General features: G+C 61.2%; 22 protein-coding genes and 2 tRNA genes. 20 read left to right on the forward strand and 4 right to left on the reverse strand.

The window, feature by feature from the left end; translation table 11 throughout:
• Positions 1-27: 27 nt before the first annotated feature.
• Genes carB through OEG79_RS04390 form a run of 3 tightly spaced genes read left to right on the forward strand, consistent with a single transcriptional unit; the run spans position 28 to position 4,140 of the window.
• Positions 28-3,249: a carbamoyl-phosphate synthase large subunit gene (gene carB / locus OEG79_RS04380; protein ID WP_264147608.1), complete on the forward strand. Its 3,222-nt coding sequence runs from the start codon at positions 28-30 to the stop codon at positions 3,247-3,249.
• On the forward strand, positions 3,246-3,722 hold the full coding sequence (gene greA / locus OEG79_RS04385; RefSeq protein WP_024309422.1) for a transcription elongation factor GreA: 477 nt from the start codon (positions 3,246-3,248) through the stop codon (positions 3,720-3,722). The genes carB and greA overlap by 4 nt, the downstream gene beginning before the upstream one ends.
• Positions 3,700-4,140: a DUF4149 domain-containing protein gene (locus OEG79_RS04390; protein ID WP_264147609.1), complete on the forward strand. Its 441-nt coding sequence runs from the start codon at positions 3,700-3,702 to the stop codon at positions 4,138-4,140. The genes greA and OEG79_RS04390 overlap by 23 nt, the downstream gene beginning before the upstream one ends.
• A 30-nt stretch (positions 4,141-4,170) precedes the next feature.
• Here OEG79_RS04390 and yhbY read toward each other — a convergent pair whose 3' ends face one another.
• The gene (gene yhbY, locus OEG79_RS04395) at positions 4,171-4,482 is read right to left on the reverse strand and encodes a ribosome assembly RNA-binding protein YhbY (protein ID WP_264147610.1); all 312 of its coding nucleotides are present in this window, start codon (positions 4,480-4,482) and stop codon (positions 4,171-4,173) included.
• Positions 4,483-4,572: 90 nt separating this feature from the next.
• On the opposite strand from yhbY, the gene rlmE reads away from it, so the two are divergent.
• The 17 genes from rlmE (at position 4,573) to OEG79_RS04480 (ending at position 20,900) form a co-directional block, all read left to right on the forward strand.
• A complete protein-coding gene (gene rlmE, locus OEG79_RS04400) occupies positions 4,573-5,196 on the forward strand; it encodes a 23S rRNA (uridine(2552)-2'-O)-methyltransferase RlmE (protein ID WP_264147611.1) in 624 nt (207 codons plus the stop codon).
• Positions 5,197-5,369: 173 nt separating this feature from the next.
• Positions 5,370-7,283, forward strand: coding sequence for an ATP-dependent zinc metalloprotease FtsH (ftsH, locus tag OEG79_RS04405; RefSeq protein WP_264147612.1), 1,914 nt, complete (start codon positions 5,370-5,372; stop codon positions 7,281-7,283).
• Positions 7,284-7,291: 8 nt separating this feature from the next.
• Positions 7,292-8,143: a dihydropteroate synthase gene (gene folP / locus OEG79_RS04410; protein ID WP_264147613.1), complete on the forward strand. Its 852-nt coding sequence runs from the start codon at positions 7,292-7,294 to the stop codon at positions 8,141-8,143.
• Positions 8,144-8,156: 13 nt separating this feature from the next.
• Positions 8,157-9,494: a phosphoglucosamine mutase gene (gene glmM, locus OEG79_RS04415; protein WP_264147614.1), complete on the forward strand. Its 1,338-nt coding sequence runs from the start codon at positions 8,157-8,159 to the stop codon at positions 9,492-9,494.
• A 65-nt stretch (positions 9,495-9,559) separates the two neighbouring features.
• A complete protein-coding gene (gene tpiA / locus OEG79_RS04420; RefSeq protein ID WP_264147615.1) occupies positions 9,560-10,315 on the forward strand; it encodes a triose-phosphate isomerase in 756 nt (251 codons plus the stop codon).
• Between the two features lie 3 nt (positions 10,316-10,318).
• On the forward strand, positions 10,319-10,696 hold the full coding sequence (secG, locus tag OEG79_RS04425) for a preprotein translocase subunit SecG (protein ID WP_264147616.1): 378 nt from the start codon (positions 10,319-10,321) through the stop codon (positions 10,694-10,696).
• 7 nt (positions 10,697-10,703) lie between these two features.
• A tRNA-Leu gene (locus OEG79_RS04430) sits at positions 10,704-10,789 on the forward strand.
• A gap of 97 nt (positions 10,790-10,886) precedes the next feature.
• Positions 10,887-10,963 (forward strand) — tRNA-Met (locus OEG79_RS04435).
• A 129-nt stretch (positions 10,964-11,092) separates the two neighbouring features.
• A complete protein-coding gene (gene rimP, locus OEG79_RS04440) occupies positions 11,093-11,551 on the forward strand; it encodes a ribosome maturation factor RimP (RefSeq protein WP_264147617.1) in 459 nt (152 codons plus the stop codon).
• Positions 11,552-11,711: 160 nt separating this feature from the next.
• The gene (nusA, locus tag OEG79_RS04445; protein WP_264147618.1) at positions 11,712-13,193 is read left to right on the forward strand and encodes a transcription termination factor NusA; all 1,482 of its coding nucleotides are present in this window, start codon (positions 11,712-11,714) and stop codon (positions 13,191-13,193) included.
• A gap of 27 nt (positions 13,194-13,220) precedes the next feature.
• Positions 13,221-15,707, forward strand: coding sequence for a translation initiation factor IF-2 (gene infB, locus OEG79_RS04450; protein WP_264147619.1), 2,487 nt, complete (start codon positions 13,221-13,223; stop codon positions 15,705-15,707).
• Between the two features lie 112 nt (positions 15,708-15,819).
• On the forward strand, positions 15,820-16,209 hold the full coding sequence (gene rbfA / locus OEG79_RS04455; protein WP_013716991.1) for a 30S ribosome-binding factor RbfA: 390 nt from the start codon (positions 15,820-15,822) through the stop codon (positions 16,207-16,209).
• Between the two features lie 2 nt (positions 16,210-16,211).
• Positions 16,212-17,132 (forward strand): tRNA pseudouridine(55) synthase TruB, encoded by a 921-nt coding sequence (gene truB / locus OEG79_RS04460; protein ID WP_264147620.1) that lies wholly within the window; start codon positions 16,212-16,214, stop codon positions 17,130-17,132.
• A 220-nt stretch (positions 17,133-17,352) separates the two neighbouring features.
• Positions 17,353-17,622: a 30S ribosomal protein S15 gene (gene rpsO / locus OEG79_RS04465; RefSeq protein ID WP_003240577.1), complete on the forward strand. Its 270-nt coding sequence runs from the start codon at positions 17,353-17,355 to the stop codon at positions 17,620-17,622.
• Positions 17,623-17,793: 171 nt separating this feature from the next.
• Positions 17,794-19,902: a polyribonucleotide nucleotidyltransferase gene (pnp, locus tag OEG79_RS04470; protein WP_264147621.1), complete on the forward strand. Its 2,109-nt coding sequence runs from the start codon at positions 17,794-17,796 to the stop codon at positions 19,900-19,902.
• Between the two features lie 390 nt (positions 19,903-20,292).
• On the forward strand, positions 20,293-20,646 hold the full coding sequence (locus OEG79_RS04475; RefSeq protein ID WP_264147622.1) for a BON domain-containing protein: 354 nt from the start codon (positions 20,293-20,295) through the stop codon (positions 20,644-20,646).
• A 56-nt stretch (positions 20,647-20,702) separates the two neighbouring features.
• Positions 20,703-20,900: a CsbD family protein gene (locus OEG79_RS04480; protein WP_090433494.1), complete on the forward strand. Its 198-nt coding sequence runs from the start codon at positions 20,703-20,705 to the stop codon at positions 20,898-20,900.
• A 180-nt stretch (positions 20,901-21,080) separates the two neighbouring features.
• Here OEG79_RS04480 and OEG79_RS04485 read toward each other — a convergent pair whose 3' ends face one another.
• Genes OEG79_RS04485 through OEG79_RS04495 form a run of 3 tightly spaced genes read right to left on the reverse strand, consistent with a single transcriptional unit; the run spans position 21,081 to position 24,581 of the window.
• On the reverse strand, positions 21,081-21,383 hold the full coding sequence (locus OEG79_RS04485; RefSeq protein ID WP_264147623.1) for a DUF2845 domain-containing protein: 303 nt from the start codon (positions 21,381-21,383) through the stop codon (positions 21,081-21,083).
• Positions 21,384-21,396: 13 nt separating this feature from the next.
• On the reverse strand, positions 21,397-21,702 hold the full coding sequence (locus OEG79_RS04490) for a DUF2845 domain-containing protein (RefSeq protein ID WP_264147624.1): 306 nt from the start codon (positions 21,700-21,702) through the stop codon (positions 21,397-21,399).
• Entirely contained in the window at positions 21,699-24,581 is a 2,883-nt protein-coding gene (locus OEG79_RS04495; RefSeq protein ID WP_264147625.1) for a DUF748 domain-containing protein, read from the reverse strand. Before OEG79_RS04495 ends, OEG79_RS04490 begins: the two co-directional genes overlap by 4 nt.
• Between the last annotated feature and the right edge of the window lie 70 nt (positions 24,582-24,651).

Here is a 24,651-nt window from a genome sequence, read left to right on the forward strand (position 1 = left end):
ACTGACCCAAGGATTCGAGTAAAGAACATGCCAAAACGTACAGACATCAAAAGCATCCTGATCCTCGGCGCCGGCCCCATCGTCATCGGCCAGGCCTGCGAGTTCGACTACTCCGGCGCCCAGGCCTGCAAGGCGCTGAAGGAAGAAGGTTTCCGCGTCATCCTGGTGAACTCCAACCCGGCCACCATCATGACCGACCCGGCCATGGCCGACGCCACCTACATCGAGCCGATCAAGTGGGCCACCGTGGCCAAGATCATCGAGAAGGAGCGTCCGGACGCGCTGTTGCCGACCATGGGCGGCCAGACCGCGCTGAACTGCGCGCTGGACCTCGAGCGCCACGGCGTACTGGAGAAGTTCGGCGTCGAGATGATCGGTGCCAATGCCGACACCATCGACAAGGCCGAAGACCGCTCGCGCTTCGACAAGGCGATGAAGGCCATCGGTCTGGAATGCCCGCGTTCGGGCATCGCCCACAGCATGGAAGAAGCCTATGGCGTGCTGGAAATGGTGGGCTTCCCCTGCATCATCCGTCCGAGCTTCACCATGGGCGGCACCGGCGGTGGTATCGCCTACAACCGTGAAGAGTTCGAGGAAATCTGCGCCCGTGGTCTGGACCTGTCGCCGACCAATGAGCTGCTGATCGACGAATCGCTGATCGGCTGGAAGGAATACGAGATGGAGGTGGTCCGCGACAAGAAGGACAACTGCATCATCGTCTGCTCGATCGAAAACTTCGATCCGATGGGCGTGCACACCGGTGACTCGATCACTGTCGCCCCGGCACAGACCCTGACCGACAAGGAATACCAGATCTTGCGCAACGCCTCGCTGGCGGTGCTGCGTGAAATCGGTGTGGAAACCGGCGGTTCCAACGTGCAGTTCGGTATCTGCCCGAACACCGGCCGCATGGTCGTGATCGAGATGAACCCGCGCGTTTCCCGTTCCTCGGCGCTGGCCTCCAAGGCCACCGGCTTCCCGATCGCCAAGATCGCTGCCAAGCTGGCGGTCGGCTACACCCTGGATGAGCTGCAGAACGACATCACCGGCGGTCGTACCCCGGCGTCCTTCGAACCGTCCATCGACTACGTGGTGACCAAGGTCCCGCGTTTCGCCTTCGAGAAATTCCCGAAAGCCGATGCCCGTCTGACCACCCAGATGAAGTCCGTGGGTGAGGTCATGGCCATCGGTCGCACCTTCCAGGAATCGGTGCAGAAAGCCCTGCGCGGTCTGGAAGTCGGTGTTGCCGGTTTCGATCCGAAGCTCGATCTCAACGATCCGGAAGCCGAGAGCACCCTGCGCCGCGAACTGACCGTGCCCAGCGCCGAGCGCATCTGGTACGTGGCCGATGCCTTCCGTGCCGGCAAGAGCGTCGCCGAAGTCTTCGACCTGACCCGTATCGATGAGTGGTTCCTGGTGCAGATCGAAGATCTGATCAGGGACGAAGCCACCGTGCAGACGCTGAGCCTGTCCGCCATCGATTACGACCTGATGTTCAAGCTCAAGCGCAAGGGCTTCTCCGACGCCCGTCTGGCCAAGCTGCTCGGCGTTTCCGAGAAGAGCCTGCGCGCTCACCGCCACAAGCTGAAAGTGCTGCCGGTGTACAAGCGTGTGGACACCTGCGCCGCCGAGTTCGCCACCGACACCGCCTACATGTACTCGACCTACGAGGAAGAGTGCGAGGCCAATCCGTCGACCCGCGACAAGATCATGATCCTCGGTGGCGGTCCGAACCGTATCGGTCAGGGCATCGAGTTCGACTACTGCTGCGTGCACGCGGCGCTGGCGATGCGTGAAGACGGCTTCGAGACCATCATGGTCAACTGCAACCCGGAAACCGTTTCCACCGACTACGACACCTCCGATCGTCTGTACTTCGAACCGGTGACCCTGGAAGACGTGCTGGAAATCGTCCGTGTCGAGCAGCCCAAGGGCGTTATCGTGCAGTACGGCGGCCAGACCCCGCTGAAGATCTGCCGCGCTCTGGAAGAGGCCGGCGTGCCGATCATCGGCACCAGCCCCGAGGCCATCGACCGTGCCGAAGACCGCGAACGCTTCCAGCAGATGGTGCAGCGCCTGAACCTGCGTCAGCCGGCCAACGCCACTGCGCGCAGCGAAGACGAAGCCCTGGCGCTGTCCAAGTCCATCGGTTATCCGATGGTGGTGCGCCCGTCCTACGTACTGGGCGGTCGTGCGATGGAAATCGTCTACCAGGAAGAAGAGCTCAAGCGCTACATGCGCGAAGCTGTGAAGGTGTCCAACGACAGCCCGGTGCTGCTCGATCGCTTCCTCAACTGCGCCATCGAAGTGGACGTGGACGCGGTCAGCGACGGCGAAACCGTGGTGATCGGCGCGATCATGCAGCACATCGAACAGGCCGGCGTGCACTCCGGTGACTCGGCCTGCTCGCTGCCGCCGTACTCGCTGCCCAAGCACATCCAGGACGAGATCCGCGAGCAGGTCAAGAAAATGGCTCTGGAGCTCGGCGTGATCGGTCTGATGAACGTGCAGATGGCCGTGCAGGGCGAAGACATCTATGTCATCGAGGTGAACCCGCGCGCCTCGCGTACCGTGCCCTTCGTCTCCAAGTGCGTCGGCGAATCGCTGGCCAAGGTGGCTGCACGCGTCATGGCCGGCAAGAGCCTGGCCGAAGTCGGCTACACCAAGGAAATCATTCCGCCGTTCTTCAGCGTCAAGGAAGCGGTGTTCCCCTTCGCCAAGTTCCCGGGTGTCGACCCTATCCTCGGCCCGGAAATGAAATCCACCGGTGAGGTGATGGGCGTCGGCGACAGCTTCGGCGAAGCCTTCGCCAAGGCACAGGTCGGTGCCAGCGAAATCCTGCCGAACTCCGGCTGCGCCTTCATCAGCGTGCGCGAGGATGACAAGGAACAGGCCGTTGAGGTCGCGCGTGATCTCGTTGCGCTGGGCTTCGAGGTGGTCGCTACCGCCGGCACCGCCAAGGTGCTTGAAGCAGCCGGCCTGCCGGTGCGCCGGGTGAACAAGGTGACCGAAGGTCGTCCGCATGTGGTTGACATGATCAAGAACGACGAAGTTACCCTGATCATCAATACCACCGAGGGGCGTCAGTCCATCGCTGACTCCTACTCGATCCGTCGTAACGCCCTGCAGCACAAGATCTACTGCACCACCACCATTGCGGCTGGTCAGGCGGTCTGTGAGGCGCTCAAGTTCGGTCCCGAGAAGACCGTGCGCCGGCTGCAGGATCTGCATGCAGGAATAAAGGCATGAACAAGTACCCCATGACCGTCCAGGGCGCCCGCGCCCTGGAAGAAGAGCTGGCGCATCTGACCAAGGTGCGTCGTCCCGCACTCAGCCAGGCGATTGCCGAGGCTCGTGAACTGGGCGATCTCAAGGAAAACGCCGAGTACCATGCCGCGCGTGAAGAGCAGGGCATGGTCGAGGCGCGCGTGCGTGATATCGAAGGTCGTCTGCAGAATGCAGTGATCATCGACGTTACCACCATCGAGCACACCGGCAAGGTGATCTTCGGTACCACCGTGGAGATCGCCAACGTCGAAACCGATGAAAGCGTGACCTACCAGATCGTTGGCGAAGATGAAGCCGACATCAAGCAGGGCAAGATTTCCGTCGGTTCGCCCATCGCCCGTGCCCTGGTAGGCAAGAGCGAGGGTGACGTGGTTGGCGTCCAGACGCCCAGTGGCCTGGTCGAGTACGAGATTGTCGAAGTCCGTCACATCTAAGCCGAATCAACCGTCGAGGGCAGCTGCCGTCAGCTGGCAGCTGGCCCAGACCCTCTGGGTCGGCGGTTTGTGGTTGTTGCAGTTCGTCATTCTGCCGGCCATCGATCAGACCGGTCTGGCCCCTCTGCTGGTGCAGGAGATAGCCGAACGCCTGGTGCCACTGCTGGTTGGTCTGACGGCCGTGTGCGTAGCACTGCAGGCCTTTGCCCTGTTGCGCAGTGAGGGGGTGACAAGCCTGTTGCGGGATATGCGCGGGCAGCTTCTGTTGACCGTTGCGGTCATGGCCCTGAGCTACTTCGTGGCATTGCAGTACTGGCCCGAGGCCGAATACTGGTTACGCTTCAGCTATCTGGTGATGGCATTCTGCGGGCTGTTGCTGGTGTTACAGCCGGTGCCGGGTAAATCGAGCGGCGCCTGACGTCCAGCGTGCAGGCGCTGCACGCAGCCGTCAGCCCTGGTGGCGAATCACGTTGGACAGGTTGCGATTCGGCTTGGGGTTCTTGCGATAGAGCAGAGCGACCTTGCCGATCGACTGCACCAGCTCGGCACGGCCGGCTTCGCACAGGGCGGCAATGGCAGCCTGGCGATCTTCGCGCTCGGCGAGACGCAGCTGCACCTTGATCAGTTCGTGATCGTTCAGGGCGCGGTCCAGTTCGGCCAGCACGCCCTCGGTCAAACCATTGTCAGCCACGATCAATACGGGTTTCAGGTGGTGGCCGATAGATTTGAATTGTTTCTTCTGCTCCTGAGTGAGCGGCATAATCGTTAGTACCTAATTCGGTCTGGAAAACGGCGCCTATCTTACCCGAGCCCGCGCAGTTATTCATGACCCGTTGAGTTCGAGGTTTCAGTGGCACGTTCCAAGACCAGCCAGCGTTGGCTGAAAGAACATTTCGACGATCCCTACGTGAAGATGGCGCAGAAGGACGGTTATCGTTCGCGCGCCAGCTACAAGCTGCTGGAAATTCAGGAGAAGGATCGCATCCTGCGCCCCGGCATGACCGTGGTCGACCTCGGCGCCGCGCCAGGTGGCTGGTCGCAGGTCACCAGCCGGGTTATCGGCGACAAGGGGCGCCTGATCGCCTCGGACATTCTGGAAATGGACGCCATTCCGGACGTCACCTTCATTCAGGGCGACTTTACCGACGACGCGGTATTCGAACGGCTTCTCGAAGCCATCGGGGATAATCCGGTCGACCTTGTTATTTCCGACATGGCCCCCAATATGAGTGGGGTAAGAACCGCCGATCAGGCGCGCGCGATGTATCTGTGCGAGCTGGCGCTGGATCTGGCAGGACGGGTTTTGCGCCCTGGCGGTGATTTTCTGATCAAGATCTTCCAGGGTGAAGGTTTCGATGCGTACCACAAGCAGGTGCGCGAGACCTTCGACAAGGTGCAGATGCGCAAGCCGCTGTCGTCGCGCGACCGCTCGCGTGAGCAGTACCTGCTGGCACGAGGTTTCCGCGGGGTGTGAATTGAAACGGCTGGCCGCTGCGCCGGTCTCAATGGCAGAAACCTCATAAAGGGTTACAGACGGTGCCTGCGGGACGCGGGCGTTTGGTGTAAGTTAGGTCGGTATATCATTGGTCGTCATGGGAAGCCCGCTTCGCCACGAGGCCTGCTTCAGAGGGTAGCTAATTGAACGACATGGCAAAGAATCTGATCCTGTGGCTGATCATCGCGGCCGTACTGGTCACCGTGATGAACAACTTCTCCAGCCCGAGCGAGCCACAGACGCTGAGCTACTCGCAATTCATCGAGCAGGTGAAGGAAGGCCGCGTCGAGCGCGTCACCGTCGATGGTTACGTGATCACCGGCAAGCGCACCGATGGCGAAGGCTTCAAGACCATTCGTCCGGCGATCCAGGATGGCGGCCTGATCGGCGACCTGATCGACAACAACGTGGTCATCGAAGGCAAGCAGCCCGAGCAGCAGAGCATCTGGACCCAACTGCTGGTGGCCAGCTTCCCGATTCTGGTGATCATCGCCGTGTTCATGTTCTTCATGCGCCAGATGCAGGGCGGTGCCGGCGGCAAGGGCGGCCCGATGAGCTTCGGCAAGTCCAAGGCGCGTCTGCTCTCCGAAGACCAGGTCAAGACCACCTTCGCCGACGTCGCCGGTTGCGACGAGGCCAAGGAAGAAGTCAGCGAACTGGTCGAGTTCCTGCGTGATCCGGGCAAGTTCCAGCGCCTCGGCGGCCGCATTCCGCGCGGCGTTCTTATGGTCGGCTCGCCGGGTACCGGCAAGACGCTGCTGGCCAAGGCTGTTGCCGGTGAGGCGAAAGTACCCTTCTTCACCATTTCCGGTTCCGACTTCGTCGAGATGTTCGTCGGCGTGGGTGCTTCCCGCGTGCGTGACATGTTCGACCAGGCCAAGAAACATGCCCCGTGCATCATCTTCATCGACGAGATCGACGCCGTCGGTCGCCATCGTGGCGCCGGCATGGGTGGCGGTCACGACGAGCGTGAGCAGACCCTCAACCAGTTGCTGGTGGAGATGGACGGCTTCGAAATGAACGACGGCATCATCGTCATCGCCGCCACCAACCGCCCGGATGTTCTCGACCCGGCTCTGCTGCGCCCGGGCCGCTTCGACCGTCAGGTGGTGGTTGGCCTGCCGGATATCCGCGGTCGCGAGCAGATCCTGAAAGTGCACATGCGCAAGGTGCCGATGGGTGACGACGTCAATCCGGCGGTCATTGCGCGCGGTACTCCGGGTTTCTCTGGTGCCGATCTGGCCAACCTGGTCAACGAAGCCTCGCTGTTTGCCGCTCGTGCCGGCAAGCGCCTGGTGGAAATGAAGGAATTCGAGCTGGCCAAGGACAAGATCATGATGGGCGCCGAGCGCAAGACCATGGTCATGTCCGACAAGGAGAAGCTCAACACCGCCTATCACGAGGCTGGTCACGCCATCGTTGGCCGTCTGGTGCCCGAGCATGACCCGGTCTACAAGGTGTCCATCATTCCGCGCGGTCGTGCCCTGGGCGTGACCATGTTCCTGCCGGAAGAAGACCGTTACAGCCTGTCCAAGCGCGCGCTGATCAGCCAGATCTGCTCGCTGTTCGGCGGCCGTATCGCCGAGGAAATGACGCTGGGCTTCGATGGCGTCACCACTGGTGCCTCGAACGACATCATGCGTGCCACCCAGTTGGCCAAGAACATGGTCACCAAGTGGGGCCTGTCCGAGAAGCTCGGCCCGCTGATGTATGCGGAAGAAGAGGGTGAGGTATTCCTCGGTCGCAGCATGGGCAGCCAGAACAGCAATGTATCCGGCGAGACCGCCAAGCAGATCGACGAGGAAGTGCGCCGCATCATCGACGAGTGTTACGCCACGGCCAAGAAGCTGCTGGTGGAGAACCGCGACAAGCTTGACGCCATGGCGGAAGCCTTGATGAAGTACGAGACCATCGACTCCGATCAGATCGATGACATCATGGCGGGCCGCGAGCCTCGTGAGCCGCGCGGCTGGGATGGTGGTGGCGACTCCGGCGCTCCGCAGGCCAAGGTCGACGAGCCTAGTCGTCCCGAGAAGCCCATCGGTGGGCCAGCCGCCGAACACTAAGGTTTCATATGTCCCGACAGCAACACCCGAGCCGGCTGCCCTGTGGCAGCCGGCTTCTTGATTTGTCCCGTCCGCAAGTGATGGGCATCCTCAACGTCACTCCCGATTCCTTTTCCGATGGTGGGCGTTTCACTGCGCGTGATGCTGCGTTGCGTCATGCCGAGCAGATGGTCGCCGCTGGTGCCACACTGATCGATATCGGTGGAGAGTCCACGCGTCCGGGAGCGCGAAGTGTTTCGCCGACCGAAGAGCTTGAGCGCGTTGCTCCTATGGTCGAGGCCATAGCCCGTGAGTTGGACGTGATCATTTCCGTGGATACCTCGACACCTGCGGTCATGCGCGAAAGCGCAAGGCTGGGAGCGGGGCTGATTAACGATGTCCGTTCCCTGCAGCGTGATGGCGCTCTCGATGCTGCGGCCGATACCGGCCTGCCGGTGTGCCTGATGCACATGCGTGGCGAGCCGGGCAACATGCAGGACAATCCGCAATATCCGGATATCGTCAGCGAAGTGCGGGACTTTCTCGTCGAGCGCGTGGCTGCATGCGCGACGGCCGGTATTCCCGCCGAGCGGATCGTGCTCGATCCGGGCTTTGGCTTTGCCAAGACCCTGGAGCACAATTTGCTCCTGTTCAAACGCATGAATGAGCTCTCTGACCTGGGGCGCCCATTGCTGGTCGGCGTTTCGCGCAAGAGCATGATCGGCAAGGTGCTGGGGCACGAGGTTGGCGGACGTCTGTACGGCAGCCTGGCGCTGGCGGCCCTGGCGCTTACCAAGGGCGCGCATATTTTGCGTGTGCACGATGTCGCCGAAACGGTGGATGTGGTGCGCATGATCGCTGCGGTTGAAGCGGCGCAATAACAAGGAAAGCGTTATGGCTAGAAAGTACTTCGGCACCGACGGCATTCGGGGGCGCGTCGGGCAGTTCCCCATTACCCCCGATTTCATGCTCAAGCTCGGTTGGGCGGCTGGAATGGCGTTTCGCAAGCAGGGCAAATGCCGCATTCTGATCGGCAAGGACACGCGTATCTCCGGCTATATGTTCGAGTCCGCCCTGGAGGCTGGCCTGGCCGCAGCCGGTGCCGATGTGCAGCTGCTGGGGCCGATGCCAACGCCGGCCATTGCCTATCTCACGCGTACCTTTCAGGGCGATGCCGGCATCGTCATCAGTGCCTCGCACAATCCGCACGATGACAACGGCATCAAGTTCTTTTCCAGCGAAGGCACCAAGCTGCCGGATGAGGTGGAACTGATGATCGAGGAACTCCTCGATCAGCCAATGACAGTGGTCGAGTCCGCCGGGATTGGTAAGGCCTCGCGAATCAACGACGCCTCTGGTCGCTACATCGAGTTCTGCAAGGGTAGCGTGCCCAGTGGTACCAGCTTCAAGGGGCTGAAGATCGTTATCGACTGTGCCCATGGTGCTGCCTACAAGGTGGCGCCGAGCGTGTTCCGGGAACTGGGCGCGGAAGTGCGGGTCATCGCGGCGCAGCCCGATGGCCTCAATATCAATGATGGTTGCGGTTCCACGCACATTGCCGCGCTGCAGGCCGAAGTGGTCGCACAGCAGGCTGATCTGGGGATTGCCTTCGACGGTGATGCCGATCGTGTACTGATGGTCGATCAGTATGGCGCTGTCGTCGATGGTGATGAGCTGCTGTTCATCATTGCCCGTGATCTGCAGGAGCGGGGCCAGCTGCGCGGTGGTGTGGTCGGTACGCTGATGAGCAACCTGGGGCTGGAGCTGGCTCTGGCCAACCTGAATATCCCGTTCATTCGCGCCAAGGTCGGTGACCGCTACGTGATCGCCGAGCTGCTGGCGCGCAACTGGCAACTGGGTGGCGAAAACTCGGGGCACCTAGTGTGTTTCCAGCACACCACTACCGGCGATGCGATCATCGCTGCTCTTCAGGTGCTGATGGCGCTCAAGCGTCGTGGCCAGAGCCTGGTCGAAGCGCGCAGCGACCTGAAGAAATGCCCGCAGGTTTTGATCAATGTACGTTTTTCCGGTGCGGTCGATCCGCTTGAACATCCTTCTGTGAAAGAAGCCTGTGCGCGGGTGACCGAACGCATGGCTGGCCGCGGTCGCGTACTGCTGCGCAAGTCCGGCACCGAGCCGCTTGTCCGGGTGATGGTCGAGGGCGACGAGGAAAGCTCGGTTCGCGGCTATGCCGATGAATTGGCTAAGATTGTTGCCGAAGTCTGTGCGTGATTGCGCTTGCTACCGAGGGTGCTCTTGGGTAACATCTGCGCCCTCTTTGATCGACGAGGTAAAACATGCGTCGCCCCTTGGTCGCAGGTAACTGGAAAATGCACGGTACCCGCGCCAGCGTCGCAGAGCTGATCGAAGAGCTGCGTCAGCAGGAATTGCCTGCTGGTGTCGATGTCGCGGTGTTTCCCTCCAGTCTGCATATCGCTCAGGTCGTCGAAGATCTGAATGGTAGTGCGGTGAAAGTTGGAGCGCAGGATTGCGCGGCGCAAGTGGAGCAGGGGGCCTTGACCGGTGAGCTGGCAGTCAGTCAGTTGGTCGATGGCGGCTGTGAGCTGGTGCTGGTTGGTCACTCCGAGCGTCGCCTGATTCTGGGTGAGTGCGACGATGTGGTCGTTCGCAAGTTTGCGGCGGTGCAGGCGGCGGGATTGACTCCTGTGCTCTGTGTCGGCGAGACCCGTGAGCAGCGTGAGGCGAATGCAACGCTGGGTGTGGTGGGTGGCCAGTTGGCCGCGATGATCGATACTCTGGGTGTCGATGCGCTGAAGAACGCCGTAGTTGCCTATGAGCCTGTCTGGGCCATCGGCACCGGGTTGACCGCTACGCCTGAGCAGGCTCAGGAAGTGCATGCGGCTATTCGTGCGCAGGTTGCGCAGTTGGATGCCGAAGTTGCCGGTGGGCTGAGAATTCTTTATGGCGGAAGCGTGAAAGCCGCCAGTGCAGCCGAGTTGTTCGGTATGCGGGATATCGATGGGGGGCTCGTAGGTGGGGCCTCTCTGAATGCGGATGAATTCGGTGCGATCTGTCGCGCTGCAGGAAACTGAAGAATGCTGGAAACAGTCATTGTTGTTCTGCACCTGCTAGGTGCGATCGGTATTGTAGTGCTGGTTTTGCTGCAGCAAGGCAAGGGTGCTGATGCGGGTGCGTCGTTCGGTTCGGGTGCTTCGGCAACTGTATTCGGAAGCCAAGGTTCCTCTACCTTTCTGAGTAAGTTTACTGGTATACTCGCCGCAGGTTTTTTCATTACCAGCTTGGGTTTAGCGTTCTTTGCTAAAGAAAAAGCTGATGCACTGACTCAGGTTGGTCTGCCAGATCCAGCGGTTCTGGAAGTTCAACAAAAACCGGCGGTCGAAGACGTGCCGGTGCTCGAAGAGCAAGCTCCAGCGTCCGATGCTTCGGATGTGCCGGAGGCTCCAGGGCAATAACAGTTTTGCCGAGGTGGTGGAATTGGTAGACACGCTACCTTGAGGTGGTAGTGGCCATAGGCTGTAGGGGTTCGAGTCCCCTCCTCGGTACCATACTCAAGAAAGCCCGCAGTTCGCGGGCTTTCTTGTTGCTGGAGTGTTTGGTTGACCCTTGCCAGGGGGTAGCCGTATAATTCCGGCCCAGCTTTGACGCGGGGTGGAGCAGTCTGGTAGCTCGTCGGGCTCATAACCCGAAGGTCGTAGGTTCAAATCCTGCCCCCGCAACCAGTTTCAGCAGGCCCCTTTTCAGGGGCTTTTTGTTAGCTGAAAGACAGTGTCCACTGACTTTTTCGGTGGATTGAAGGGATGGGCGTTTCGCCCATTTTTTATTTGCACAGCATGCACGAGGGCCGTTAAGTGTCGAGCAAGCTAGAACAGTTGCAGGCCTTGTTGGCCCCGGTAATCGAGGCGCTCGGTTATCAATGTTGGGGCATCGAGTTCCTGTCGCAGGGGCGTCATTCGCTGCTGCGTGTCTATATCGATAAGGCTGAGGGTATCCTGATCGACGATTGTGAAATCGTCAGCCGTCAGCTCAGTGGTGTGCTCGATGTCGAGGACCCGATTTCCTCGGAGTACACGCTGGAAGTTTCTTCCCCCGGCATGGATCGTCCGTTGTTCACCCTTGAGCAATTTGCGGCGCATGTCGGTGAACAGGTGAAGATCAAGCTGCGTTCGCCTTTTGACGGGCGTCGCAACTTCCAGGGCCTCCTTCGCGGTGTGGAGGAGCAGGACGTGGTAGTACAGGTGGATGACCACGAGTATCTGTTGCCGATCGATCTGATCGACAAGGCCAATATCATCCCCCGATTTGATTGAGATGCGGATTCTGCGTCGCTGCCGGGCTACCGACTGTTGGTACCGTTCAGACGACACAGATGGCGCGAAGGTAGCGCGGCAGTGCACGTTTCAAGCGCCAATGGCGTGAACGTGACGCAGATTGCGCATAACCAATGGATTGCGAGAGGCGAGGCGTACGATGAGCAAAGAAGTACTGCTGGTTGTTGAGTCGGTATCCAATGAAAAGGGTGTACCGGCCGGCGTGATTTTCGAGGCGCTGGAGCTTGCTCTGGCGACCGCGACCAAGAAACGTTTCGAGGACGAGGTTGATCTGCGTGTATCGATCAATCGTCAGAACGGTAGCTACGAAACCTTCCGTCGCTGGACCGTGGTCGACGAGTCCGAGTTCGAAGATCCTGCCTATCAGCTGACTGAAGACATGCCGCAGGCACTCGAAGCCAACGCCAAGATCGGTGACGTGCTCGAAGAGAAGATCGAGTCCATCGAGTTCGGTCGTATCGCCGCGCAAACCGCCAAGCAGGTCATCGTGCAGAAAGTGCGTGAGGCCGAACGTGCTCAGGTGGTCGACGCCTACCGCGAGCGCCTGGGTGAGATCATCTCCGGCACCGTGAAGAAGGTCACCCGCGACAACGTCATCGTGGACTTGGGCAACAACGCCGAGGCCCTGCTGGCCCGCGAAGACATCATCCCGCGCGAGACTTTCCGTGTTGGCGTGCGTCTGCGAGCCCTGCTCAAGGAAATCCGTACCGAGAACCGCGGCCCGCAGCTGATCCTGTCGCGCACCGCTCCGGAAATGCTGATCGAGCTGTTCCGCATCGAAGTGCCGGAAATCGCCGAAGGGCTGATCGACGTCAAGGCTGCCTCCCGTGATCCGGGTTCGCGCGCCAAGATCGCCGTGCGCTCCAAGGACAAGCGTATCGACCCGCAGGGCGCCTGCATCGGCATGCGCGGTTCGCGCGTCCAGGCCGTTTCCGGCGAACTGGGTGGCGAGCGTGTGGATATCGTGCTGTGGGACGACAACCCCGCGCAGTTTGTGATCAATGCCATGTCGCCGGCTGAAGTGGCTGCGATCATCGTCGACGAAGATGCCCATGCCATGGACATCGCCGTCGCCGAAGACAACCTGGCGCAGGCCATCGGCCGTGGCGGTCAGAACGTGCGCCTGGCCAGTCAGCTGACTGGCTGGACGCTAAACGTGATGACCGAAGCGGATATCCAGGCCAAGCAACAGGCAGAAACCGGCGACATCATGCAGTCCTTCATCGACGAGCTGGAAGTCGACGAAGAACTGGCTCAAGTCCTGGTCGAAGAGGGTTTCACCAGTCTCGAAGAGATTGCCTACGTACCCATGGAAGAAATGCTCAGCATCGATGGCTTCGACGAGGAGATCGTCAACGAGCTGCGTGCACGGGCCAAGGATCGTCTGCTGACCAAGGCGATCGCCAACGAGGAGAAGTTGGCCGATGCCAAGCCGGCAGATGATCTGCTGGAACTGGACGGCATGGACAAGGCGCTGGCTATGGAGCTTGCGCTGCGCGGCGTGATTACCCGTGAAGACCTGGCCGAGCAGTCGATTGACGACCTGCTCGACATCGACGGCATCGACGAAGAACGTGCCGGCAAGCTGATCATGGCCGCTCGAGCCCACTGGTTCGAATAAGCGGTTGCGGCCTGAGGAGAAAGATGCATGACGCAAGTCACGGTGAAAGAACTGGCCAAAGTGGTCGACACCCCGGTTGAACGCCTGCTGCAGCAGATGCGTGAAGCCGGCCTGTCCCACAGCAGTGCCGAACAAGTGGTGACCGATAGTGAGAAACAGGCCCTGTTGGCCCATCTCAAGAGCAGTCACGGAGACAAGGTCGAAGAGCCGCGCAAGATTACCTTGCAGCGCAAGACCACCAGCACCCTGAAGGTTGCTGGCAGCAAGACCATCAGCGTTGAAGTGCGCAAGAAGAAGACCTTCGTCAAGCGCAGCCCGGAAGAGCTCGAAGCCGAGAAGCAGCGCGAGCTGGAAGCTCAGCAGGCAGCTGCCGAGGCCGAGCGTCTGAAGGCCGAGGAAGAAGCCAAGCGTCAGGCTGAAGAAGAGGCCAAGCGCCAGGCTGCTGCTGCGGCTAGCGAAGCCCCGGCAGCTGCCGTTGCGCCAACTCCCGCCGGCGAGCCGGTGGTTGCCGCTCCGGTTGTCGAGGTCGAGCGCAAGAAGGAAGATGTGCGTCGCCCCGAGAAGGCACGCAGCGACGAAGACGAGCGTCGTGAACGCAAGAATGCGCAGCACCGCCCGACCCTCAAGGAAAAGGCACCGGCTCCGCGCGTCGCGCCGCGCAGCGTCGACGAAGAGAGCGACGGCTTCCGTCGTGGCGGTCGTGGCAAGGCCAAGATGAAGAAGCGCAACCAGCACGGCTTCCAGGCTCCGGCCGGTCCGGTGGTGCGTGAAGTGTCGATTGGTGAAACCATCACCGTGGGCGAACTGGCTCAGCAGATGTCGGTGAAAGCCGCTGAAGTCATCAAGTTCATGTTCAAGATGGGCTCGCCTGCCACCATCAACCAGGTGCTGGATCAGGAAACTGCTCAGCTGGTTGCCGAAGAACTGGGCCACAAGGTCAAGCTGGTCAGCGACAACGCGCTGGAAGACTCCCTGGCCGAGTCCCTGAAGTTCGAAGGCGAGGCAGTATCCCGTGCTCCGGTCGTGACCGTGATGGGTCACGTCGACCATGGCAAGACCTCGCTGCTCGACTACATCCGTCGTGCCAAGGTGGCTTCCGGTGAGGCGGGTGGCATCACCCAGCACATCGGTGCCTACCACGTGCAGACCGACCGCGGCATGATCACCTTCCTCGATACCCCCGGTCACGCCGCGTTCACCCAGATGCGTGCCCGTGGTGCCAAGGCCACCGACATCGTCATTCTCGTCGTCGCAGCTGACGACGGTGTGATGCCGCAGACCCAGGAAGCCGTGCAGCACGCGAAAGCGGCTGGCGTGCCGATCGTGGTCGCGGTGAACAAGATGGACAAGCCGGAAGCCAATCCGGACAACATCAAGAACGGCCTGGCCGCGCTGGACGTGATTCCGGAAGAGTGGGGCGGCGACGCTCCCTTCATCCCGGTTTCGGCCAAGGCCGGTACCGGCATCGACGAACTGCTCGAAGCCGTTCTGCTGCAGGCCGAGGTTCTCGAACTGAAGGCCACCCCGACCGCCCCGGGTCGTGGTGTCGTGGTCGAGTCCCGTCTGGACAAGGGCCGTGGTCCGGTGGCTACCGTGCTGGTTCAGGACGGTACCCTGCGTCAGGGCGACATGGTTCTGGTCGGCGTCAACTACGGCCGCGTGCGTGCCATGCTCGACGAGAACGGCAAGACCATCAAGGAAGCCGGTCCGTCGATTCCGGTCGAAATCCTCGGCCTGGACGGCACGCCGGATGCCGGTGACGAGATGATGGTGGTGGCCGACGAGAAGAAGGCCCGCGAAGTTGCACTGTTCCGTCAGGGCAAGTTCCGCGAGGTCAAGCTCGCCCGTGCCCACGCCGGCAAGCTGGAAAACATCTTCGAAAACATGGGCCAGGAAGAGAAGAAGACCCTCAACATCGTCCTCAAGGCCGACGTGCGTGGTTCTCTGGAGGCCCTGCAGGGTTCGCTCAGCACCCTGGGCAACGACGAAGTGCAGGTGCGTGTGGTCGGTGGCGGCGTCGGTGGTATCACCGAGTCCGATGCCAACCTGGCGCTGGCTTCGAATGCCGTGCTGTTCGGCTTCAACGTCCGTGCTGACGCCGGTGCGCGCAAGATCGTCGAGTCCGAAGGCCTCGACATGCGCTACTACAACGTCATCTACGACATCATCGAAGACGTCAAGAAGGCGCTCACCGGTATGCTCGGCAGCGATGTTCGCGAGAACATCCTGGGCACCGCGGAAGTGCGTGATGTGTTCCGTTCGCCGAAGTTCGGCGCTGTCGCTGGCTGCATGGTCATCGAGGGCACCGTCTACCGCAACCGTCCGATCCGCGTACTGCGCGAGGACGTGGTGATCTTCGAAGGCGAGCTGGAATCGCTGCGTCGCTTCAAGGACGACGTCGCCGAAGTGCGTAACGGCATGGAGTGCGGTATCGGCGTGAAGAGCTACAACGACGTCAAGGTCGGCGACAAGATCGAAGTGTTCGAGAAGGTCCAGGTGGCGCGCAGCCTGTAAGCGCACCATGCCGATCACGCAACGCCCGGCCCCGCTCATGCGCGGCCGGGCGTTTGCCGCTTTTACGTCCGCTGCCGCCGAGGCTGACGGGCGAAGGAAAGGTAAGTAAGAAATGGCCAAAGATTACAGCCGTACCCAGCGTATCGGTGATCAGATGCAGCGCGAGCTGGCAGTGCTGATCCAGCGCGAGATCAAGGACCCGCGCCTGGGTCTGGTAACCATCACTGCCGTCGACGTGAGTCGTGATCTGTCCCACGCCAAGGTGTTCATCACCGTGATGGGCAAGGACGACGATGCCGAGCAGATCAAGCTCAACCTGGAGATCCTCGGCGAGGCAGCCGGCTATCTGCGCATGCTGCTGGGCAAGTCGATGAAAGTACGCACCATCCCGCAATTGCACTTCCAGTATGACGCCAGTATCCGTCGCGGTGCCGAGCTGTCGGCGCTGATCGAGCGTGCGGTGGCGGAAGACCGCAAGCACCAGGACGGCAGCGAGGGTTAAGCGTGGCGCAGGTCAAACGTATTCGCCGCAAGGTCGACGGCATCATCCTGCTCGACAAGCCGCGCGGCTTCACCTCCAACGCGGCCCTGCAGAAGGTGCGCTGGTTGCTCAATGCCGAGAAGGCCGGACATACCGGCAGTCTCGATCCGCTGGCGACCGGTGTGCTGCCGCTGTGCTTCGGCGAGGCGACCAAGTTCTCCCAGTATCTGCTCGATGCCGACAAGGGTTATGAAACCGTGGCCCGGCTGGGCGTCACCACCACCACCGGCGACGCCGAAGGTGAGGTGCTCGAGCGCCGCCCGGTGACCGTTGGTCGCACTGAAATCGAGGCCCTGTTGCCGCGTTTTCGTGGAGAAATCAAACAGATACCTCCGATGTACTCGGCTTTGAAGAAGGATGGTCAGCCGCTGTACAAGCTGGCCCGTGCAGGCGAGGTAGTGGAGCGCGAGGCGCGTTCTGTTACTATTGCGCGCCTGGAATTGCTGGCCCTTGAGGGCGAGCAGGCACGGCTGTCGGTTGACTGCAGCAAAGGCACCTACATTCGTACCCTGGTCGAGGACCTTGGCCAGCTGCTCGGGTGCGGCGCACACGTTGCCGAACTGCGTCGGACCAAGGCCGGCCCGTTCGACCTTGCGCGCACCGTGACGCTGGAAGAGCTGGAAGCGGTGCATGCCGAAGGTGGCAGTGAGGCGCTCGATCGTTTCCTACAGCCGGTCGACAGCGGACTGCTGGACTGGCCGCTGCTACAGTTCTCCGAGCACAGCGCGTTCTACTGGCTGCAGGGCCAGCCGGTACGAGCACCGGATGCACCGAAGTTCGGCATGGTGCGGGTGCAGGATCACAATGGTCGCTTCATCGGTATCGGTGAGGTGAGCGACGACGGGCGAGTCGCTCCGCGTCGATTGATTTACACCGGTGCCTAGCACGGGTGGAGACACGGGCCTCAGGGCCCGGATGGTCTTACCGGTGCGTAGCATCGGACGGTTCGGCCGAAATGGCTGAAAGCCTGATGGTGATGATGTCGTCATCAGGCATGCGAGGGTGGCTGTTAGTAGGCACGGTCATGCCTCTTTTTAAAACACGGGAAGCGATTCCCGGCCTATTGAGACTGCTTCGGCAGTTTCCAGATGAGAGGAAGCCAACATGGCACTCAGCGTTGAAGAAAAAGCCCAGATCGTAAACGAGTACAAGCAAGCTGAAGGCGACACCGGTAGCCCGGAAGTGCAGGTAGCCCTGCTGACCGCCAACATCAACAAGCTGCAAGGCCACTTCAAGGCCAACGGTAAAGATCACCACAGCCGTCGTGGTCTGATCCGTATGGTTAACCAGCGTCGTAAGCTGCTGGACTACCTGAAGGGCAAGGACACCACTCGTTACAGCGCCCTGATCGGTCGCCTGGGCCTGCGTCGTTAATAGACGCGAGCTGCACAAGTTGGAAGCTGGGAGTTCGGCGTCGCGGGTGGGGAGTGATCCTCGCCTCGTGGCGCTGGGCTTCCAGCTTTTGGCTTTTCGAGGGATGCATCGGGTCCGACTCCCGCACGTCTCTCCAATTTCCCCCAAGGCAACAAAGAGAAGGAAAACACCGTGAACCCGGTAATCAAGCAATTCAAGTTCGGTCAGTCGACCGTAACCCTCGAGACTGGCCGTATCGCCCGTCAAGCCAGCGGCGCCGTGCTGGTGACCGTCGACAACGACGTCACCGTACTGGTCACCGTTGTCGGTGCCAAGAGCGCCGATCCGAGCAAGGGCTTCTTCCCGCTGTCCGTGCACTACCAGGAAAAGACCTACGCTGCGGGCAAGATTCCTGGCGGCTTCTTCAAGCGTGAAGGCCGTCCGAGCGAGAAGGAAACCCTGACCTCGCGCCTGATCGACCGTCCGATCCGTCCGCTGTTCCCCGAAGGCTTCATGAACGAAGTGCAGGTTGTCTGCACCGTTGTTTCCACCAGCAAGAAGACCGATCCGGACATCGCTGCGATGATCGGTACCTCCGCTGCCCTGGCCGTTTCCGGCATTCCGTTCAACGGCCCGATCGGTGCTGCCCGCGTGGCCTTCCATCCGGACACCGGCTACCTGCTGAACCCGAACTACGAGCAGCTCAAGGCCTCCAGCCTGGACATGGTCGTGGCCGGTACCGAGACCGCCGTGCTGATGGTGGAGTCCGAAGCGGACGAGCTGACCGAAGACCAGATGCTCGGCGCCGTACTGTTCGCCCATCAGGAATTCCAGTCGGTGATCCAGGCCGTCAAGGAATTCGCTGCCGAAGCTGGCAAGCCGGCCTGGAACTGGCAGGCTCCGGCCGCCAACACTCCGCTGCTGGACGCCATCCGCAGCCAGTTCGGCGAGGCCATCAGCCAGGCCTACACCATCACCATCAAGCAGGACCGCTACAGCCGTCTGGACGAGCTGCGTGACCAGGTCGTCGCAGCCCTGGCCGGTGAAGGCGAAGGCAAATTCTCCGCCGATGAGGTCAAGGCCGCCTTCGGTGAGATCGAATACCGCACCGTTCGCCAGAACATCGTTGATGGCAAGCCGCGTATCGACGGTCGTGACACCCGCACCGTACGTCCGCTGAAGATCGAAGTCGGCGTACTGGACAAGACCCATGGCTCGGCCCTGTTCACCCGTGGTGAAACCCAGGCGCTGGTCGTTGCCACCCTCGGTACCGCGCGCGATGCACAGCTGCTCGATACCCTGGAAGGCGAGAAGAAGGACCCCTTCATGCTGCACTACAACTTCCCGCCGTTCTCGGTCGGTGAGTGTGGCCGCATGGGCGGTGCTGGTCGCCGCGAAATCGGCCACGGCCGCCTGGCCCGCCGTGGCGTTGCCGCCATGCTGCCGAAGGAAGACGAGTTCCCGTACACCATCCGCGTGGTATCGGAAATCACCGAGTCCAACGGTTCTTCCTCCATGGCCTCGGTCTGCGGTGCTTCCCTGGCGCTGATGGACGCCGGTGTGCCGATGAAGGCGCCGGTTGCCGGTATCGCCATGGGTCTGGTGCTGGAGGGTGACAAGTTCGCCGTTCTGACCGACATCCTGGGTGACGAAGACCACCTGGGCGACATGGACTTCAAGGTAGCCGGTACCGCCAAGGGTGTGACCGCGCTGCAGATGGACATCAAGATCCAGGGCATCACCGAAGAGATCATGGAGCAGGCGCTGGAGCAGGCGCTGGAAGCCCGTCTGAACATCCTCGGCCAGATGAACCAGGTCATCGCCCAGTCGCGCACCGAGCTGTCGGCCAACGCCCCGACCATGCTGGCCATGAAGATCGACCAGGACAAGATCCGCGACGTCATCGGCAAGGGTGGTGCCACCATCCGTGGTATCTGCGAAGAGACCAAAGCGTCGATCGATATCGAAGACGACGGCTCGATCAAGATCTTCGGCGAAACCAAGGAAGCGGCCGAGGCTGCCAAGCAGCGCGTGCTGGCCATCACTGCTGAGGCCGAGATCGGCAAGATCTACGTCGGCAAGGTCGAGCGCATCGTCGACTTCGGCGCCTTCGTCAACATCCTGCCGGGCAAGGACGGTCTGGTGCACATCTCCATGCTGAGCGATCAGCGCGTTGAGAAGGTCACCGACGTACTGAAGGAAGGCCAGGAAGTGAAGGTGCTGGTACTGGACGTGGACAACCGCGGCCGTATCAAACTGTCGATCAAGGACGTAGCTGCTGCCGAGGCCTCTGGAGTCTAAGCAACGGTTCTTCTGATCGAACGAGAAGGGGCTCCTGCGGGAGCCCTTTTTGTGCCTGATCGCCAGCCAGGCCCGGCTGATCTCCTGGCCGGAGCAGCAGCCCGGCCCCTGACATTGACCTGCCATCCAGGCTGCCACATCAGCCCGTCCGTAATGTTCGTCTCCGTGCGCAACCTGTACGCACGTACCCGGAAAACCATGCAAATTGCCCGAGAGATTTTTTCCGAGTCGGCGAAATGCAATCAAAAGCCTGTCCGGGTTAAATCATAAGTCATTGTTTTTTAACGGTTTGTTTGTTTTTAAAAAACTGGCACAGCGCTTGCGATAGTACTGGTGAACCTGCAGCCAGGAGTTGGCTGCAGATTGTCTGGAATGTACAGGAGTAGAACCATGAAACAGCCAATCAACCGTTTTGCCGCTACCACCCTGACCGCTGCCGTGCTGAGCATGTCTCTGGCCTCGGCCGCTTTCGCCGCCGAGCCGACCATGCTTGCGGCCAATGACACTGTGGATAAGGCCGAGCAAGCGGTATCCGATACCTGGATCACCAGCAAAGTGAAGTCCACCTTCGTTGCTGACTCGAACCTCAGCGCGCTGGATATCAAGGTCGAGACCAACCAGGGCGTGGTTTCCCTGTCCGGCACCGTAGCTACCGATGCCGAGCGTGATCTGGCTATCGCCAAGACCAAGGAAATCGAAGGCGTGCGTGACGTCTCCGCTGATGGCCTGAAAACCGCTGACTGATAGCCGAGCCGGCCGGGTTAGCGCCCGGCCCCACTTTCTGTCACGGGAGAATGACCATGAATAGCGACATCATCAAAGGCAAATGGAAGCAGCTCAATGGTCGCATCAAGGAGCGTTGGGGCAACCTGACCGATGACGACCTGGACGTCGCCGAGGGCCACAGCGATTACCTGGCTGGCAAGCTGCAAGAACGTTATGGCTGGACCAAGGAAAAGGCCCAGCAGGAGCTACGCGATTTCAGCGACAAGCTTTAAGCATGGATAGCCTGGCACGGATGCATCCCGAGTAAGGATCGCTTCGGATACGGATATCGTATGGATGATTGCAGGCATGGATGTCATGTCAGCACGGATAGCGACAGGCACGGATGCTCTGAGGCCCCGCCGGTGTGACCGGCGGGGCCTTGATTTATTTGCGGCGGCGACGGTGCCGTATCAGCTGCCGCGTTTGCTGCGTATCTCGGTCAGGCGACCGCCCTCGAAGCGCAGGAAGTGGTACATGCCGTTTTTCGGGCCGTAGATCCATTCCTCGACATTCACCTCGTTACGAAAGCCGTAGCTGTCGACCACTTCCCGGTAACCGAGAAAGTCACGGCTGACAGGCTCGCCGCATTTGCTCAGCACCTCTGCGCTGGGCGCCGACTTGCTGACCAGCGCGCTGCCGCAACGGTAAGTGGAGGACGCCTCGGCGAGCATAGGCAGGCAGAGCAGCGGCAACATAAGGCTGAATCTACGCATGGCAGCCTCCTGTTCAGCGTTCGCGACGACGTTCGATGGCAACCAGACGATTACCCTCGAAGCGCAGGATGCTGAGCATGCCGTTGCTTGGGCCGTAGACCCATTCCTCGATCATGTACTCGCGGCGGTCATAGGAACCCAGGGTATAGCCGATCGGATCGCGGTGTACTGGCGCGCCACATTTGCGCTCGACCTCGAACGGACGGTCACCCAGGCTGACCAGGTTGCTACCGCAACGCAGCGTGTCGGCCTGTGCGGACACGCTGAGCAGGCCGGCAGTCAGGGCAAGGGTGATGATGGATAAACGGTTCATGATCATTGGCTGTCCAGGTGCAGGGTGGTGAGCACGCGGCCGTCGGCTTCGGGCTCGCCCAGGTTTGCATCGATCAGATAGACCCGTTCATCGTACAGCCCGCCCTGTTCCACCAGATAATCCTTGATCGTTGCAGCGCGTTGCTGAGCCAGCTGGCGCAGCAGCAACTTGCTCTGCGCCCAGGAGTCCAGCACGGCCTGGCGCATGTTCTGATGGCGCTGCTCGCGCTTCAGCTCGGCCCACTCGGCCGGCGGCTGCTGCTTGAGGCGGGTACGGTAGATGCCTTCGAGCAGCGCGGCCTGTTCGTCCTCGTCGACCGTCAGCTCATCCGGGCTGGCCGGTACCTTGTCGCCACGCCGTTGCAGCACCTTGTACCAGCCTTCGCGGAATTCGCGTTGCAGGCGTCGTTCGGCCAGCAGTGGGCCGTCGGCACTTTGCGCGGCCTGGCCTTCCACTTCAAGACGCAGATTGGGCCGTTCCTCGAGTGCCTTGGCCAGGGTGTCCAGTACTTGTCGGGCGTCGTCGTCCAGCTGCGCGGAGCCGGCGCTGAAGGGTACGGTGCTGAGGTCGACATTGCTGCCGCCGACCAGCCCGGCGATGAACTTGAATGGCGCCTGGGCCGCCCGCAGCACCAGATTACGCAGCGTTTGCCAGACGATGGGCATGACGCTGAACTCGGGGTTGTTCAGGTCGCCCTGCACCGGCAGCTCGATGGCGATACGGCCCTGGGTGTCCTTGAGCAGCGCCACCGCCAGGCGAATCGGCAGGTCGACCGCGTCCGGGCTGTCGACCCGTTCGCCCAGCTGCAGATTCTCCACCAGCACCTTGTTCTCGGCGTTGAGCTGGCCTTTCTCGATGCGGTAGTGCAGGTCGAGGTTGAGGCGCCCCTTGCGAATGCGGTAGCCGGCGAACTTGCCGGAGTAGGGGGTGATGGTGGTCAGCTCGACATTCTTGAAGCTGGTGGCGATATCCAGGCTGTTGAGCGGGTCGAAAGGCGTCAGCTTGCCCTTGATGCTCATCGGCGCATAACGATCGACCTTGCCCTGGATATCCACGCTGGCCGCTTGTGGCTTCTGGTTGTCGAGCACGCCGATGCGGCCTTTCATCTGCTGAATGGCAGTGGCGAAGCTGGGCGTCAGGCTGAAGTCGGCGAAGTTGGCCGAGCCATCCTTGATGGCTACTCCACCGATGTGAATCGCCAGTGGTTTGCCGGTTTCCGCCTTGGTATCGTTCGCCGTTGCCGGCTGCGGCACGATCAGTTCGCTGACGTTGGTGGTCAGGTTCTCGTTGATGACGAAGCGTGCGTAAGGTTGATCCAGCTCGACGCGTTCGATGTTCAGGCTTTCGCCGTGACGATAATCGAGGCCGCCCACTCGGACCTGCTTCCAGCGTACGAAATCACGTTCACGCAGGGTGTCCAGGGTGTGCAGCTGGTCGACCCAGGCGTTGCCGGTGATGCCTAGTGCCAGCGGCTCGGTGCTCTTGAGCTGTACATCGAGGTCACTGCCGAGCAGGCCACTGCGCAGTTCCAGGCGAACGAAGGGGCTGAGGTAGGCCTGCGCCAGGCGCAGGTCGATGTCCTGGGTGGCGACCTTGAGCTGGGCAGTGGTCGGGCTCAGCTGCACCTGCCCGGCTGCCTGCAGTTTGCCCTGCTTGCCCAGACCGCTGTCGAGCCTGAGGTCGAAAGGCTTATCGCCAAGGCTGTCGAAATTCTTCAGATCGAGGTTCAGCGGGCCGACCTCCACGGCTACTTCCTGTTGCGGGACACGGTCGGCCAGGTGGGCCTTGTACTCACGCAGTTGCACGTCCTGCAGCAGTACCTGCCAGGGTTTGCTCTCGCCGGCCGGCTCCGTGTCTGCTGTGGCTTCGTTCTTGGCCGTGCCGGGTTTGGCGAAGAGTTTCTGCCAGTCCAGCTGGCCGTCGGCTTCGCGCGCTGCCCAGGCCTCCAGACCCTGGCTGCGTACCTGACCGACCACCACCTGTTGCCTGGCCAGGTCGAGGCTGGTGTCGTCGATATCCAGGCGTTGCAGGCGCACCAGTGGTTTGCCTTGCGGGTCGTCGATGGCGAAAGGAGCCAGCTGTGCCTTGATCTTGCTCAGCTGCAACTCGGTGCCGCTGGAAAGGTCGAGCCGGTAGTCGCTGCTGAGGTCGACCTGGCCTTCCTTGAGCACCAGAGGCAAGGCATCACGCACATAGGGCCAGAAGGTGCTCAGGCGACCATCGCTGATGTTCAGGCTGCCGCTGGAAGTGATGGGTGTAAGGCTGACCTGACCGCGCCAGTCGATCCGTGCACCGTGCGGGCCGCTGGCGGTCAGGGTCATTTCGGCGTTGTCGCCGGCCAGAGTACTGAGGTTGTGCAGCTCCAGATCGAGTGCGTCATAGGCGAACTCCACCGGCTCGCTCGGGCGCAGGTCCTGGAAACGCAGCGACTTTTCGCGCAGACGAATTGCGTCGATACGTAGCGGGAAGGGCTCACTGTTCTCGGCACTGGGTTCGGCCTGGCTCTCTGGCAGGCGGAACAGCTGGGTGAGATTGAGCGTACCGTCCTGGGCGAACAGGATTTCGCTGCGCGCGCCGTCGAGTTCGATATCGCTCAGGTGCAGGGCACCGCTCCACAGGCTGTCGCTCTGCAGGTTGGCGTACAGGCGTTGGAAGCCCAACTGCTCCTGGTCGCTCTCGCCGATATGCAGCCCCCAGAGACTGAGTTCGAGGGTAAAGGGGTTGAGTTGCACGCGTTGCAGCGAGGCGGGCACCGTCGCGTACTGCGTCAGCTGCTGGTTGGCGATGCGCAGGGCGATGCCCGGCAGAATCAGAAAGCCGATCAGGCTATAGAGGAAAACGGCGATCAACAGTGCGCTCAGGGCGCGCTTCAGTCCTTTGGGCATGGCTTGACGTCATCTTTCCAGGCGAGGGAGACGACTTGAAGTATGGCACGACGGTCCGGTTGCGGTCGCC

The sequence above is a fragment of the Pseudomonas sp. Z8(2022) genome, assembly GCF_025837155.1.
GTDB lineage: Bacteria > Pseudomonadota > Gammaproteobacteria > Pseudomonadales > Pseudomonadaceae > Aquipseudomonas.

What these genes read in the sequence shown, in the direction of transcription:
- nusA (WP_264147618.1), top strand. Translation starts at nt 11,712, where the DNA reads ATGAGCAAAGAAGTACTGCTGGTTGTTGAGTCGGTATCCAATGAAAAG.
- OEG79_RS04480 (WP_090433494.1), top strand. Translation starts at nt 20,703, where the DNA reads ATGAATAGCGACATCATCAAAGGCAAATGGAAGCAGCTCAATGGTCGC.
- folP (WP_264147613.1), top strand. Translation starts at nt 7,292, where the DNA reads ATGTCCCGACAGCAACACCCGAGCCGGCTGCCCTGTGGCAGCCGGCTT.
- OEG79_RS04495 (WP_264147625.1), bottom strand. Translation starts at nt 24,581, where the DNA reads ATGCCCAAAGGACTGAAGCGCGCCCTGAGCGCACTGTTGATCGCCGTT.
- glmM (WP_264147614.1), top strand. Translation starts at nt 8,157, where the DNA reads ATGGCTAGAAAGTACTTCGGCACCGACGGCATTCGGGGGCGCGTCGGG.
- secG (WP_264147616.1), top strand. Translation starts at nt 10,319, where the DNA reads ATGCTGGAAACAGTCATTGTTGTTCTGCACCTGCTAGGTGCGATCGGT.
- OEG79_RS04485 (WP_264147623.1), bottom strand. Translation starts at nt 21,383, where the DNA reads ATGCGTAGATTCAGCCTTATGTTGCCGCTGCTCTGCCTGCCTATGCTC.
- tpiA (WP_264147615.1), top strand. Translation starts at nt 9,560, where the DNA reads ATGCGTCGCCCCTTGGTCGCAGGTAACTGGAAAATGCACGGTACCCGC.
- rpsO (WP_003240577.1), top strand. Translation starts at nt 17,353, where the DNA reads ATGGCACTCAGCGTTGAAGAAAAAGCCCAGATCGTAAACGAGTACAAG.
- rbfA (WP_013716991.1), top strand. Translation starts at nt 15,820, where the DNA reads ATGGCCAAAGATTACAGCCGTACCCAGCGTATCGGTGATCAGATGCAG.
- OEG79_RS04490 (WP_264147624.1), bottom strand. Translation starts at nt 21,702, where the DNA reads ATGATCATGAACCGTTTATCCATCATCACCCTTGCCCTGACTGCCGGC.
- greA (WP_024309422.1), top strand. Translation starts at nt 3,246, where the DNA reads ATGAACAAGTACCCCATGACCGTCCAGGGCGCCCGCGCCCTGGAAGAA.
- carB (WP_264147608.1), top strand. Translation starts at nt 28, where the DNA reads ATGCCAAAACGTACAGACATCAAAAGCATCCTGATCCTCGGCGCCGGC.
- yhbY (WP_264147610.1), bottom strand. Translation starts at nt 4,482, where the DNA reads ATGCCGCTCACTCAGGAGCAGAAGAAACAATTCAAATCTATCGGCCAC.
- ftsH (WP_264147612.1), top strand. Translation starts at nt 5,370, where the DNA reads ATGGCAAAGAATCTGATCCTGTGGCTGATCATCGCGGCCGTACTGGTC.
- infB (WP_264147619.1), top strand. Translation starts at nt 13,221, where the DNA reads ATGACGCAAGTCACGGTGAAAGAACTGGCCAAAGTGGTCGACACCCCG.
- OEG79_RS04475 (WP_264147622.1), top strand. Translation starts at nt 20,293, where the DNA reads ATGAAACAGCCAATCAACCGTTTTGCCGCTACCACCCTGACCGCTGCC.